This is a genomic window from Binatus soli (SeqCode), assembly GCF_050015535.1.
GTDB lineage: Bacteria > Desulfobacterota > Binatia > Binatales > Binataceae > Binatus > Binatus soli.
Map to the genome: position 1 here is coordinate 66291 of NZ_JBEKBF010000019.1, position 12087 is coordinate 78377.

At 63.1% G+C, this 12087-nt stretch carries 13 protein-coding genes; 5 read left to right on the forward strand and 8 right to left on the reverse strand.

Annotated elements, in window-relative coordinates; all coding sequences use genetic code 11:
- Window positions 1–18: 18 nt before the first annotated feature.
- Genes ABR989_RS14720 through ABR989_RS14730 form a run of 3 tightly spaced genes read right to left on the reverse strand, consistent with a single transcriptional unit; the run spans window position 19 to window position 1971 of the window.
- A complete protein-coding gene (locus ABR989_RS14720; protein WP_428129999.1) occupies window positions 19–414 on the reverse strand; it encodes a nitroreductase family deazaflavin-dependent oxidoreductase in 396 nt (131 codons plus the stop codon).
- A gap of 30 nt (window positions 415–444) precedes the next feature.
- The gene (locus tag ABR989_RS14725; protein WP_428130000.1) at window positions 445–675 is read right to left on the reverse strand and encodes a GNAT family N-acetyltransferase; all 231 of its coding nucleotides are present in this window, start codon (window positions 673–675) and stop codon (window positions 445–447) included.
- A 36-nt stretch (window positions 676–711) separates the two neighbouring features.
- Window positions 712–1971, reverse strand: coding sequence for a tetratricopeptide repeat protein (locus ABR989_RS14730; protein ID WP_428130001.1), 1260 nt, complete (start codon window positions 1969–1971; stop codon window positions 712–714).
- Between the two features lie 163 nt (window positions 1972–2134).
- On the opposite strand from ABR989_RS14730, the gene ABR989_RS14735 reads away from it, so the two are divergent.
- Window positions 2135–3145, forward strand: coding sequence for a phosphotransferase family protein (locus tag ABR989_RS14735; RefSeq protein WP_428130002.1), 1011 nt, complete (start codon window positions 2135–2137; stop codon window positions 3143–3145).
- A gap of 98 nt (window positions 3146–3243) precedes the next feature.
- Complete coding sequence (locus tag ABR989_RS14740; RefSeq protein WP_428130003.1) at window positions 3244–4950, forward strand: alpha/beta fold hydrolase; 1707 nt, start codon at window positions 3244–3246, stop codon at window positions 4948–4950.
- Window positions 4951–5014: 64 nt separating this feature from the next.
- On the opposite strand, the gene ABR989_RS14745 is transcribed toward ABR989_RS14740, so the two are convergent.
- The 5 genes from ABR989_RS14745 to queG are packed head-to-tail and all read right to left on the reverse strand — an operon-like array spanning window position 5015 to window position 9907.
- A complete protein-coding gene (locus ABR989_RS14745) occupies window positions 5015–5737 on the reverse strand; it encodes a (Fe-S)-binding protein (RefSeq protein WP_428130005.1) in 723 nt (240 codons plus the stop codon).
- Window positions 5730–6422: a LutC/YkgG family protein gene (locus tag ABR989_RS14750; RefSeq protein WP_428130006.1), complete on the reverse strand. Its 693-nt coding sequence runs from the start codon at window positions 6420–6422 to the stop codon at window positions 5730–5732. The genes ABR989_RS14745 and ABR989_RS14750 overlap by 8 nt, the downstream gene beginning before the upstream one ends.
- A 2-nt stretch (window positions 6423–6424) precedes the next feature.
- The gene (locus ABR989_RS14755) at window positions 6425–7855 is read right to left on the reverse strand and encodes a LutB/LldF family L-lactate oxidation iron-sulfur protein (RefSeq protein ID WP_428130008.1); all 1431 of its coding nucleotides are present in this window, start codon (window positions 7853–7855) and stop codon (window positions 6425–6427) included.
- Window positions 7856–7915: 60 nt separating this feature from the next.
- Window positions 7916–8740, reverse strand: coding sequence for a SirB1 family protein (locus ABR989_RS14760; protein ID WP_428130009.1), 825 nt, complete (start codon window positions 8738–8740; stop codon window positions 7916–7918).
- Window positions 8741–8800: 60 nt separating this feature from the next.
- Window positions 8801–9907 (reverse strand): tRNA epoxyqueuosine(34) reductase QueG, encoded by a 1107-nt coding sequence (gene queG, locus ABR989_RS14765; RefSeq protein ID WP_428130010.1) that lies wholly within the window; start codon window positions 9905–9907, stop codon window positions 8801–8803.
- Window positions 9908–10057: 150 nt separating this feature from the next.
- Between queG and ABR989_RS14770 the strand changes: the two genes are divergently transcribed.
- The 3 genes from ABR989_RS14770 to fabG all read left to right on the forward strand — a co-directional run bounded on the left by ABR989_RS14770 (window position 10058) and on the right by fabG (window position 11905).
- A complete protein-coding gene (locus tag ABR989_RS14770) occupies window positions 10058–10477 on the forward strand; it encodes a HesB/IscA family protein (protein ID WP_428130012.1) in 420 nt (139 codons plus the stop codon).
- A gap of 67 nt (window positions 10478–10544) precedes the next feature.
- Window positions 10545–11120 carry a hypothetical protein gene (locus tag ABR989_RS14775; RefSeq protein ID WP_428130013.1) on the forward strand — a complete coding sequence of 192 codons (576 nt, stop codon included), beginning with the start codon at window positions 10545–10547 and terminating at the stop codon, window positions 11118–11120.
- A gap of 38 nt (window positions 11121–11158) precedes the next feature.
- Entirely contained in the window at window positions 11159–11905 is a 747-nt protein-coding gene (gene fabG / locus ABR989_RS14780; RefSeq protein WP_428130014.1) for a 3-oxoacyl-[acyl-carrier-protein] reductase, read from the forward strand.
- Window positions 11906–12087 lie beyond the last annotated feature (182 nt).

Sequence of the window (12087 nt, forward strand, 5' to 3'; positions counted from 1 at the left end):
CGATCGCCAAGCGTCGCTCTAGTCGTCCGCCAGGATCACTTCGAAGGCAGCGCTGTTGTCGCGGATGAGCCCCATCGACGCGAGAAATCGTCCCAGCCGAAGCATCGGAATCACGAACCAGTACTTGCGCTCGACCAGGCCACTCACCTTCTCGCGTTCCTGCGTATCCGTAATCGCGCGCACGTTGCCGTTGAAGGCTTCGTCGCCGACTCGAAGTGAGATTGCGGGGCGCGCCTTTACATTGCGCACCCAGTTGCGCGCGGCATTTGACGAGACCAGGTACAGCCGGCCGTCATCGACCAGGTACCAGATAGTCACTTCATAGGGGCGGCCGGTTTTGCGTCCATAATGAGTCAGACGTAGTGTCTGCCTGTCCCCGACCCGCCGCAGTCGTTCGAAGGATTTCGATGCCATAGTCATGCACCTCGAGTTCGAAAAAAAACTCTACGGCCGCGACGCGGCCTCGTAGTCCTCTCTCAACAGACCCATCATGAGAACGTCGCGATACTTTCCATCCACGAAACTCTCCTGCCACGGCGGGCCTTCGCGGACGAAGCCGCATTTCTCGTAGCAGCGGACCGCGCGGGAGTTATCGACCTCGTCCGAGAACCATCGAAATAGCGCGTCGGCGTCGGATTTTTCGTAAGCTCGCAGGCTGACCAGCTCGCCCCGCATCTGGCTCCACGGCGCGATTATTATTCGCGCGCTCGGCTACCGAGTAATGGTTTCCATCACTCGGCCACTCGCGCCGTCCACGAAATTGACTTCGACCGGCGATGAAACGTTGTTGTCTTTCTTGGCGGTGTCGATTTTCGCCTTCACTTCGGCCAGGAATATTTTTTTCGCAGGCGCAGGCATCTCGTCCATCGGAAAGTTGTCCATCAGGACCCTGGCCTTGAGCTTGTCGGGCCACTGGACGGAGCCGACCATCGGTCCCGCGATTTGCAGCCCTCTGACCATCTGCTCGATAGCGCCGTGAAAATCCTTTGCTCCGGCCGTTGGCGCAACCGCGGGCGATCCGGATGCCGGCGCCGCCATCGGCGCGCTTGCGGGCGGCGCACCGGTGAGCTTGGCGATCAGATCCTTCACCTGGGCGCGTGACGTGTCGTCCGGCGCCAGCGCCAGCGCCTGCTTGAGCGTGGCGAGCGCGTCCTGTGCTCTATTCTCCTGCGCGTACGCGATTCCCATGTTTAAGTACCCCGGGAAAAATCCGGGATTGGCGGCGGTCGCCTTCTTGTACTGCACGACCGCCTGATCGGCGTTGCCCGTGTAGAGATACATCGTGCCGAGGTCGGTGCGAACTTCCGGATCGTCCGGCTTCTTCTTCAGGTAATGCTCGTATGCGGCGATCGCTTCGTCGAAGTGCTGCTTGTCGTAGTCGATGTCACCGACACCGCGGAGCGCGTCGAGGTTGTCGGGCTCCAACTTCAGCACGTGGCCGTACGCTTCCTCAGCCTTGCCGTAGTAGGTTTGATCGAACATCGCCGCGCGCATCGCGACTGCGCCGAATTTGTTCCATGCCGCGACGTCGCCGGGTTTCGCGCGCGCGTCTTTTTCGGTCTTGTCAACAAAAGTGCGGGCCTCGGTCGGCAACTCGATCTTCGGATGTCCCGCCGGCAAAGTGCCGTTCTGATTTCCAGCCGCCGCTGGATTCACCGTGACATTCGGCTCCGGTGCAGTCGCATTGGGCGCGCCGGCGCCTGGGGCGTTGGCGACGGCGACTTGTTCGCGCCCCACTTCGGGTGTTCGCATCATTATCCACGCGGCCGCCGCCAGACCCATTACGATGATCGCGACGAACACAATCACAAACGCCGTTGTAATCGGTATTTTGCGCCCGCCAGCCGCGCTGCCCCCGAGGTTGCCCGACTCTCTCGCGCCCGATGCTGTGCCGGCGAGCGCGCTGCCGCATTCCACGCAGAACTTCGCCCCGGTCGTCAGCGGCGCACCGCATTGCGGACAAAATCGCATCAGCAAATTCCTACATGACCGCTTCCCCCCAGCGCAACCCGCCCCAGATTTGGATTCCTGCTTTCGAGCTGCCTGTTATATAGTCCCGTCGGAGTCTATTTTCGCAAGCCAGCCGGCCGAGGAACGCGCCGAGATCCGCCAGTGACACGCGCCGAGTCCGCATATGCCCGGAGATTTCGAACAAGTAACCGCGCAGCTGACGGCCCTGGTGCGCGCGAAAACCGGTGACTCCCGCGCGCGAGCGCATTCGCTCGAATCGCTGCCGGGTCACGCCGGCTTCAGCTACAGCTTCATCCTTGAGCGCAGCGCGCCCGACGCGGCGCCGGCCGGGAAATTCGTCGTGCGCATCGCGCCTGCCGGCGTCAAAATCTCAGGCCCCGCCGACATCGTGCGGCAGGCGCGCGTGATGGCGTCGCTGGCCGACACGCCGGTCGCGGTGCCGCCGATCATCTGGTACGGCGACGAGCCCGAGTTCTTCGATCGGCCGTACTTCGTCGGCGGCTTCGTCGATGGATTCAAACTCGGCGAATCCGCGCTGCCGGCCGCGCACTTGAAACGCCTGGCGCGCAAAGGCATCGCGACCATGGCCGCGCTGCACAACGTCCCGTGGCAGCCGCGCCGCGCCGCATGGGGCGAGCCGCTCGCGCTCAGCGAAGAGCTCAAACGGCTGGACTACCTGCTCGACCGCCCGACTCTCGATCCCGCCGTCGTCGCGCGCGCACCCGAGCTTCGCCAGCGTCTGCGCTCGAGCCTGCCGGCAAACGCGCGCATTGGATGCGTCCACGGCGACTTCCAATGGTCGAACGTGCTGTTCAACGAAGAACGCGTCGTCGCGCTGATCGATTGGGAAATCTCGCTCGTCGGCGCAACGCTGCTCGACCTCGGATGGCTTTGCTTCTTCTCCGATCCGGCGAGCTGGGTCGGCGCCGACGCCGGCCGCGGCTCGTTTCTCGACGCAGGCGAAATCGTCGATGCGTACGCCGAAGTCGCGGGCTTTCCGGTCTCCGCGGCGGAAGTGCGATGGTTCCGCGCATTCGCGGGCTACCGGTTCGGCGTGATCACCTGTTTCAACCTGATGCTGCACCGGCGCGGCAAGCGCCACGATCCGTTGTGGGAAGAGACGGCGCTGTCGGCGCCAAGAATGTTCGAACGCGGCCTCGAATTGCTCGGCTGACCCGCGCGTACCGCCGGCACATCTTCGGTTTGGCCTCCGAATGACTTTGTGGTGGAATTGCGTCCCGCCCTTGGCGATCGGAACCGGGAGGTGGCGAAATGGACAGTGCGGCCAAACGGCCTGAAATTCAGACCCCCGAGGAAAACCATCCCGCGCTGAACGCGATCCTCGGCGCCAATCCGTTCGTCGGCCTCGATGCCACTCAGGTTGTCGGTACGTTGACGGCCCTGCTGGCGCATCTCGCCTCCGAGCCCGCCATCGTCGCCGCGCGCACGCTCGAACTGTGGCTCGAGCTGGGGCAGGTCGCGGCAGGCGTTTCTACCGTAGCGCCCGAGGCTGGCGACAGACGCTTCGCCGATCCTGCCTGGTCGCAGCATCCGCTCTACCGTCGCATGATGCAGACCTACCTCGCGTGGCGCACCGCCATGCACGATCTCGTCGACCAGGATGAAAGCGTCGAGTGGAAGCAAGTCGAGCAGCAGAAATTCGCGGTCACGCTGATGACCGAGGCGCTCGCGCCCACCAACGCGTTCTGGCTCAATCCCGCCGCGCTCAAGCGCGCCTTCGACACCGCGGGGATGAGCGTGGTGTGGGGACTGCGCAACTTCATCTCCGACCTGTGGAGCAACGGCGGGATGCCGTCGACGGTGGACAAGCGGCCGTTCCAGGTCGGTCAAAATCTCGCCCTCTCGCCCGGCGCCGTCGTATTCCGAAGCCCGGTCTGCGAGGTGATCCAGTATGCGCCCGCGACCGACAAGGTTTACGAGCGCCCGCTGCTTTTCATCCCGCCGCAGATCAACAAGTTCTACATCATGGATCTCGCGCCGGGCCGCAGCTTCGTCGAGTACGCCGTGAAGCACGGACTTCCGATGTTCACGATCAGCTGGCGCAACCCGACGCCGCGCGATCGCAACTGGGGGCTCGACGAATACGTGACCGCGTGCAAGGACGCCATCACGGCCGCCTGCGAGATCACCGGCAGCCCCGATTGCAACGTGCTCGGCGTATGCGCCGGCGGCATCACGACTTCGCTTCTGCTCGGGCATCTCGCGGCTTCGGGTGACAAGCGCGTCAACGCGGCGACGCTGCTGGTGACGATGCTCGATACGAGCCTGCCCTCGATAACCGGGATGTTCGCGACCGAGGATGCGATCAAGGCGGCGCGCGATCGCTCGGCTGAAAAGGGCGTGCTCGACGGCGGCGACATGGCGCGCGTCTTCGCCTGGCTGCGTCCGAACGATCTGGTCTGGAACTATTGGGTCAACAACTATCTGCTCGGCAACGATCCCGCGCCGTTCGACATCCTCTATTGGAACGCCGACCCGACCAATCTTCCGGCCAAACTGCACGCGGGCTTTCTCGATCTGTTTCTCAGAAATCCGCTCACGCGCGGCGGCGGCGTCACGGTTCTCGGCACGCCGGTCGATTTGGGCGCCGTGAAGAATGACCTCTACCTGGTTGCCGGGATGACCGACCATATCTGCAGGTGGCGCGGGTGCTATCGCGCGACGCGGATGTTCGGCGGACGAATCGAATTCGTGCTCGGCTCCAGCGGCCATATCCAGAGCCTGGTCAGTCCGCCCGGCAACTTCAAAGCCCGCTACTACATCGGCGCGCGGCTCCCCGAGGATCCCGACGAATGGGCCAAGGGAGCGGCCGAGAACAAGGGCACCTGGTGGGATCACTGGATCAAGTGGATAGGGGCCCGCTCCGGCGGCGAACGTCCCGCGCCGAAATCTCTCGGGAGCGACCTATACAAAGCCGGCGAGCCGGCCCCCGGCCTATACGTCCACGAACGCCACTAATTTTATGGCTACCCGTGCCCACGGGCGCGCGCGATTCAAGATTCTGCTCGTTTGATAGCTCGCCTCATCTGGCCGCCAGCACTTCCGCCAGATGACGCACTTCGATCTTCTCGCCCGCGCGGCTCAACCCTCCGCCGATCTGCATCAGGCATCCGCAATCGTTGGCGACCACCACCTCGGCGCCGCTCTCCTTGATGCGCGCCATCTTGTCCTCGAGCATCGAGGCCGAGATATGCGGGAACTTCACCGAGAACATCCCGCCGAAACCGCAGCACTCCTCCCGATCGCGCAGCTCGCGGATTCTGATCCCTGCCACCCCACTCAGCAGCGTCATCGGTTCATCGCGCACGCCCAACTCGCGCATCAGATGACACGACGGATGATACGCGACCGCCCGCTCGTAGCGCGCGCCGATGTACTTCACCTTCAGCACGTTGACGATGAACTGCGACAGCTCGAATATCCACGGCCGAATCGCCATTGCTTTGGCTGACAGCGCGGGATCGCCGGCCAGCAAGTCGCCGTAAAAAATCTTCAGCATGCTCGTGCATGAGCCCGACGGCACGACAATCGGAATGCCCGGCTCGACCGAGCTCAGAAAGCGGCGCGCGAGATCGAGCGCCTCATCGCGGAAACCCTCATTGAAAGCGACCTGGCCGCAACAGAACGCGCCGCGAACCGGCGTCACCTTGAGCCGCAGCCGCTCGAGCACCGTCGCCGCCGCGTCGTTGACTTCGGGAAAAAATTCCTCGGCGAGGCAGGTCGAAAATAGTTGGACTTCAGTCATCGTGGGGCCACACCACGATCACGTGGATCGATTTGGGGCCGTGCACGCCGAGCACGATTCGCTTCTCGATATCCGCGGTCCGGCTGGGGCCGGTGATCAGCGTCAATCGATTCGCCGCGACGCCGTCTGGACCCAACTCGGCGAGCACCGCCGCCAGATTTGCCATCACGCGATCGATCTGAACGACCACGAGGCTCGCCGGCGGCAGCAGCGTCAGAGAACTCGGCCGATCTCTGGTTGAAACTACCGCCAGCGTGCCGGTCGCGGCGATCGCGAAGTCCGCCTCCGCGATCCCCAGGTCCGCATTTGCCACCCGCTCGCGCATCGCGGCGCGTTCCGTGTCCGCCACCGGGATCGTGCGAACTATCCTGAAATCCGCGCGCTCGAGCGCCTCGCCGATCGCGTTCATGTCGCTCATGACGCCTTGTCCAAGCGCGACCGTCTTTGCGCCGATCTCGCCGGCGAGAGTGACTATTCGACTGGTCACTTCGGCCGGAGTGAGTATTCCGAGGAACTTGCCGCCTACCTCTTCGAGCTCGCCCGCGAACGTCGATGCGAGCGCCGCGCGATGCGCCGACTGTGCCACGGGCAGCGGCGCGCTCGCGGCCGCGGCGTGCGAGTTGCTCCGCGCGCCAACGCCGAGCGCGTCTTTTACGCTCGCGATTATTTTGTGAATCTCAGCCACGTTCAGCCTGGCGGGCGCTCCGGCCCGGGCGCGGGGCGCTTGTGCGGACGCGGCCGCGGGAAGTCGCGATACTTCGTCCAGTTGCCGAACGGTCCCGGCATCCGGCGCAGATAACCGTTGTGCGCCAATGGTTTCAGCACCATCGCGGCGAATTTTCCAAGCGCTCGAACCGTCCGCGGATGCCGCGCCATCTTCGCAAACCGCCGCGCGCCCCGCCGCGCCCGCTCTATCGCACGCGGCCATCTAAGCGGATGCTCGCCGGTGCTCTCTTTCCAGCGCAAATGGAGCAGGATTCGCGGGATGTCGATCTTGACGGGACAGATGTCCTTGCACGCCCCGCACAGCGTTGACGCGAACGGCAGGTATCCCGCGGCGCCGCCGAAAAGATTGGGGCTGACGATCGATCCGATCGGTCCCGGATAGACCGACCGATACGCGTGGCCGCCGATGCGCCTGTAGATCGGGCATACGTTCAGGCACGCGCCGCATCGGATGCAATTCAACGCCTCGCGCAGAACCGGATCCGCAATCATCGCGCTGCGCCCGTTGTCCAGGATTACCACGTGCATCTCGCCCGGCCCGTCCAGCTCGCCCTCGCGCCTGGGACCCGTGATGAAACTGGTGTAGGTCGTGAGCTTCTGCCCGGTCGCGGTGCGCGCGAGGATTTCCAGGAAGTGGCTCAGGTCTTCGAGCCGCGCGATGACCTTCTCGATCCCCATCACGGCGACGAACGTCTCCGGCATCGTGCTCGACAGGCGCCCGTTGCCTTCGTTCTCGACGATGACCAGCGTGCCGGTTTCTGCGATCGCAAAATTGACGCCGGTAACTCCGAAATCCGCGTTCAGAAAAATCGCGCGCAATCGCGAGCGCGCTTCGGCCGTGAGTTTTTCAGGCTCCGCGGTGTACTCGATGCCGAACTTGTCGGTGAAAAGTTGCCCGATGTCCTCCTTGGACAGATGAATCGCGGGCGTGATGATATGCGACGGGCGCTCGCCGCGAAGCTGCACGATATACTCGCCAAGGTCCGTCTCGACCGCGTCGATCCCCGCGCGTTCGAGCGCGCCATTGAGCTCGATCTCCTCCGTCGTCATCGACTTGCCCTTGACGACGTTCTTCGCGCCACGCCCCTTTGCAAGTTCGACTATATAATCGCGCGCATCCGCCGCATCCTCGGCGAAGAACACCTTGCATCCGCGCGCTTCGAGCTTCGAGGCCAGTTCGATGAGCAATTCGTCGAGATGCGCAATCGCGTCGGTCTTGATTCGATAAGCCGCGTCACGCTCGTCGTCGTACGCCGGGAACTCCGCCTTCACTTGGGCGAAGTGATCGAGATGCCGCGCGCTGGCGCTCTCGAGCTTGCGCCGCAGCTCATGGTCGCCGACGGCGGCGCGGCTCGACTCGAAGAAATCGCGGGCTTTCGGAAATTCAGCCATCTCGGATGTCGCGAGTCAGTTGTCAGCCGATCGGCGCGTCGTCAGTTTATCAGCGCGACTTTAGTTTATCAGCGCGACTTGGCGAATCAGGCGCAGCACCGCTTCGCGCGCCGACTCGGCCGCGGGATGCTCGGGCGCCTGCGAAAGAAAACTCTGGAAGTCGTCGAGCGCCGGCTTGAAGCATTCCAGCCGCTCGAACAGGCCGCCGCGTTCCACCAGCTCGTCGAGCGCGCGCGGTTCCAGCATGATAATCCTGTCCAGCGCCGCCAGCGCGCGCGTCCAGTCCGACGCCCCCATGTAAATGATCTTCAGGTTGCGAAGCATCTGCGCCAGGATATGGCGCGTGCCGCGCGGCTTCAGCATCGCAGGATTCAACTCGACCGGCTGTCCGTAAATTTGCATCAGGCGCGCGCGAATCTCGTCGAGCGCGAGAATCTTCCCGCCCACGAATGGATCGATGATCAGCTCGCCGCGCTCGTCCACCGCCTTGACCAGAAAATGGGTCGGGAACGCAACCCCGTAGAGGTTCATACCGAGCCGGCGGCCCACTTCCAGATACACCACCGAAAGCGTGATCGGAATTCCGAGCCGGCGATCGATCACGTCGTTCAGAAATGAGTTGCGCGGATCGTTGTAGTTCTCGGCGTTGCCCTCGAATCCCTTCAGCTCGAACAGAAAATGCGAGAGCAACTGGACGCGTTCCACCGTGTCCTCGCCGGCGCGGACGATTGGTTCGGCTTCGCGCGCCAGCGTCGCCAGCTTGTCCAGGTATTCTTCGATGTCAAGCTCGGGATACTCTTCTTTCGCGATCAGCAGCGCGCCGCGCGCCAGTGGCGCCGGCTCTTTCGCCGCAAGCATCGCAAATTCTCGCCGTGCATCCTTCATCGGGCAGGCACCGTTCGTAACAGTCTCGCCTTGCGCGAATGCTTTGACAAGCGCCGGCGATCAGTTTGTTTCGAGCGCCGCCGCGGCCTCATCGCGTACCGCCGCGTCGCAGTCGGCAAGCGCACGCGCGAGTGCGCGGCGCGCGGCGCGTCCTCCGATCTGTCCGAGCGCCCATGCGGCGTGCGAGCGGATCAATGGCTCCGGCTCGGTCTCCAGCGCGCGCACCAGCGGCGCCGCCGCGTCGGGATTTCGCGTGTTGCCAAGCGCGACCGCGACGTTGCGCAGCAGCCCGCGCCGCTTGGCGCGCTTCACCGCGCTCTTCGTAAAGCGGCGGCCGAACTCTTCGTCGTTGAGCGCCAACAGCTCGGGCAAACGCGGGACGAGATCGGTCGAGCCATCGTCAGCCGCCAAATCGTTCCATGGACAAACGTCGTTGCAAATGTCGCAGCCGAAGATCCAGTTGCCGAGCTTCGATCGCAACTCGCGCGCAATCGCGCCGCGATTTTCTATCGTCTGATACGAGATGCACAGACCCGAGCGCATCACGTAGCCGTCGGCGAGCGCCCCGGTAGGACACAAATCGAGGCATCGCCGGCATGTCCCGCAATGTTCGCGGTAAGGCTCCGTCGTCGCCTCGAATTCCACGTCGGTGAAAATCTCGGCAAGAAAAAAATACGAACCATGGCCGCGATTCAGGATCATCGTGTTCTTGCCGAACCATCCCAGCCGCGCATTCGCCGCCCATTCGCGCTCGAAGACCGGACCGGTGTCCACGTATGCGCGCGTGACCGAGCCGGGACGAAGTTGCGAAATCACTTTGGCGACCGCGAGCGCTCGCCGACCCACAACCTCGTGATAGTCGCGGCCAAGCGCGTATGCCGCGATTCTGCCGCGCAGCTCGCCGCGCCAGTCGACGTCGGGAATCGCGCGCGCCGCATAAGGATAGCCGAGGCTCACGACGGACTTGTAGCGCGCATCAAGGCGGCGAGGATCGAACCTGCGCTCGGGCTCTCGCGCCAGGTAAGCCATCGTCGCGTGACCGCCGTCGTCGAGCCATTGGCGATAAAAGCTCGCGCGCTCCTTGAGTTGACGTAGCCGCGCAAATCCAACCAAAACGAATCCCAGTTCGTTGGCTGCGCGCGTTATCGTTTCACGCGAAACATCCATGGCGATGTCAAAACGCTAGCATTTGGCTGGGCTTTTCGCGCTGGTAATGGTGGATGCATTTACTCGACTATTGCGCTGCGCTACGATTAGTTTGTTGGTAAGGCGCATCATCGACGGGTAAGCGCTCCTTGCCGGAGGTTTCTAGCAGAAATGGCAGAAATGGCAGAAGGACTTCATATCGAGCATCACGCGCATGAGCAGACTCAACAGGCGCCGGGCGAGCACGTCGATGCCGCGTCGCTGCCCGACGTGAAGCTCACGCCCACCGCGATCGAGAGGGTCCGCAAGATGCACGCGAAGGAAGCTCTTGGCGCGGGTCACGGACTGCGAATCGGCGTGGTCGGTGGCGGATGCTCCGGGTTTCAGTATTCGTTGAACTTCGACACGCAGAAAGAAGGCGACCGGGTGACCGATTTCGGCGGCGTGCTGGTGTACGTGGACGAGATTTCGCTGCCGTACATCGCGGGCACGACGCTCGATTACGTCGAAGGACTGCATGGCGCGGGATTCCGCTTTGACAATCCGCGCGCGAGCCGCACTTGCGGATGCGGGTCGTCCTTCAGCGCGTAAGATTAACGACTGGTTGATTTGCAAGGCCGCTCCGATTGGGGCGGCCTTTTTCTTTTCCGGAAAGGGCGTGTTAGACGGATCGACGATGCTGGCTGGATTGCTCTACTGGCTGTCTCCGGCGCGCCGGCGCTTCATGCGGCGGCTGGCGAAGCCGGGACTCCACGCGATGCGCGCACGATTGGCCCAAGCGGGATCGCCGCGCGCGATTCAGTTCATCTCGACGATTCTCGACGCCAACGCCGACTTTCTTGCCTACGCGCTTTCGTCGAAAGGGCCGCTTAAGATGTATTGCGATCGCGCAACGCCCGAGAGGGTGTCGGCCTGTATCGCCACGATGCTGATCTACTCGGTAAATCTGTTTGCGCGCGACGAGATGACGAACAACAAGAGCGAGATGATCGCGCTGCTCGCGCATCTTGCGGGCCTCAAGCCGACCCAGGTGATGCTCCGGCGCGACGCGATCCGCAAGGCCCCGCGCTCCGAGGAGTGGATGGTGCTGACGTGGCTCGCGAAAGACCTTGGCGCCGAGGCGCCCAAGTACGACGCCGAGCTTGAGCGCATCTTCGGATACAATTATCTGTCGTACATCGCTCAGTACCGGCCGAAGCTGGAGCGCGAGATGGCTGCGGCGGACACGGCCTGAGCTTCGTTCGGATGGAGAAAGCTGTGCAGGATCGCAAGATGAAAGATCTCGAGGGGCGCGGAATCATCGTCACCGGCGCGACGCGCGGAATTGGCCGGGCGATCGCTCTTGAAGTCGCACGGCGCGGCGCCAACGTATCGTTCAACTACTTCAAGAGCGATCAGAATGCGGCCGAGCTCAAGTCCGAAATCGAGAAACTCGGCGTGAAGGCGCTCGCGTACAAGGTCGATGTCGGCGATCTGAAGAACGTGCGCGAGATGGTCAACGCGACCAAAAAGGAATTCGGACAAATCGACGGGCTGGTCAACAATGCGGGCATGACGCGCGACAAAGTATTCGTGATGATGTCGGAAGAGGATTGGAGCGAGGTCATCCGCGTCAATTTGACCGGCGCGTTTAATTTCGCGCGCGCGGCGGCGTTCATGATGATGAAAGCGAAGCGCGGATCAATCCTGAATATCACGTCGGTCAGCGGGATTGTCGGAATCCCGGGTCAGGCGAACTATTCGGCGGCGAAGGCCGGACTGATTGGGCTTACAAAATCGGTCGCCAAAGAAGTGGGGCGGCTGGGCGTGCGCGTCAATGCGCTCGCGCTGGGATTTATCGAGACCGACATGACGGCTGCCATGCCCGAGGCGAACCGCGCGCAGGCGCTCGCGATGATTCCGCTCGGCCGCTTCGGCAAGGTCGAAGACGTGGCGCCGATGGCGGCATTTCTGCTGTCGGATGCGGCGTCATATATCACCGGCGCGGTGATCCAGGTGGACGGCGGCCTCGCAATGTAATCGCAAAACCCGCCGTGGGTTTCACACTTCCTTCGGCAGGCAGGGGTGACCCCTGCACCTAGGGAACCTCTGCACAGGTGGTTGAGCGCAGATCGTTTGGAAAGTGAGTCATGAAAAGTATCGCTGGAGGTGAGAACTCTGTAACGGTTGTTGCGCGGGAAGCGGCCGCGCGGGATTACTCG

What these genes read in the sequence shown, in the direction of transcription:
- ABR989_RS14720 (WP_428129999.1), bottom strand. Translation starts at nt 414, where the DNA reads ATGGCATCGAAATCCTTCGAACGACTGCGGCGGGTCGGGGACAGGCAG.
- ABR989_RS14725 (WP_428130000.1), bottom strand. Translation starts at nt 675, where the DNA reads ATGCGGGGCGAGCTGGTCAGCCTGCGAGCTTACGAAAAATCCGACGCC.
- ABR989_RS14730 (WP_428130001.1), bottom strand. Translation starts at nt 1,971, where the DNA reads ATGCGATTTTGTCCGCAATGCGGTGCGCCGCTGACGACCGGGGCGAAG.
- ABR989_RS14735 (WP_428130002.1), top strand. Translation starts at nt 2,135, where the DNA reads ATGCCCGGAGATTTCGAACAAGTAACCGCGCAGCTGACGGCCCTGGTG.
- ABR989_RS14740 (WP_428130003.1), top strand. Translation starts at nt 3,244, where the DNA reads ATGGACAGTGCGGCCAAACGGCCTGAAATTCAGACCCCCGAGGAAAAC.
- ABR989_RS14745 (WP_428130005.1), bottom strand. Translation starts at nt 5,737, where the DNA reads ATGACTGAAGTCCAACTATTTTCGACCTGCCTCGCCGAGGAATTTTTT.
- ABR989_RS14755 (WP_428130008.1), bottom strand. Translation starts at nt 7,855, where the DNA reads ATGGCTGAATTTCCGAAAGCCCGCGATTTCTTCGAGTCGAGCCGCGCC.
- ABR989_RS14760 (WP_428130009.1), bottom strand. Translation starts at nt 8,740, where the DNA reads ATGAAGGATGCACGGCGAGAATTTGCGATGCTTGCGGCGAAAGAGCCG.
- queG (WP_428130010.1), bottom strand. Translation starts at nt 9,907, where the DNA reads ATGGATGTTTCGCGTGAAACGATAACGCGCGCAGCCAACGAACTGGGA.
- ABR989_RS14770 (WP_428130012.1), top strand. Translation starts at nt 10,058, where the DNA reads ATGGCAGAAATGGCAGAAGGACTTCATATCGAGCATCACGCGCATGAG.
- fabG (WP_428130014.1), top strand. Translation starts at nt 11,159, where the DNA reads ATGAAAGATCTCGAGGGGCGCGGAATCATCGTCACCGGCGCGACGCGC.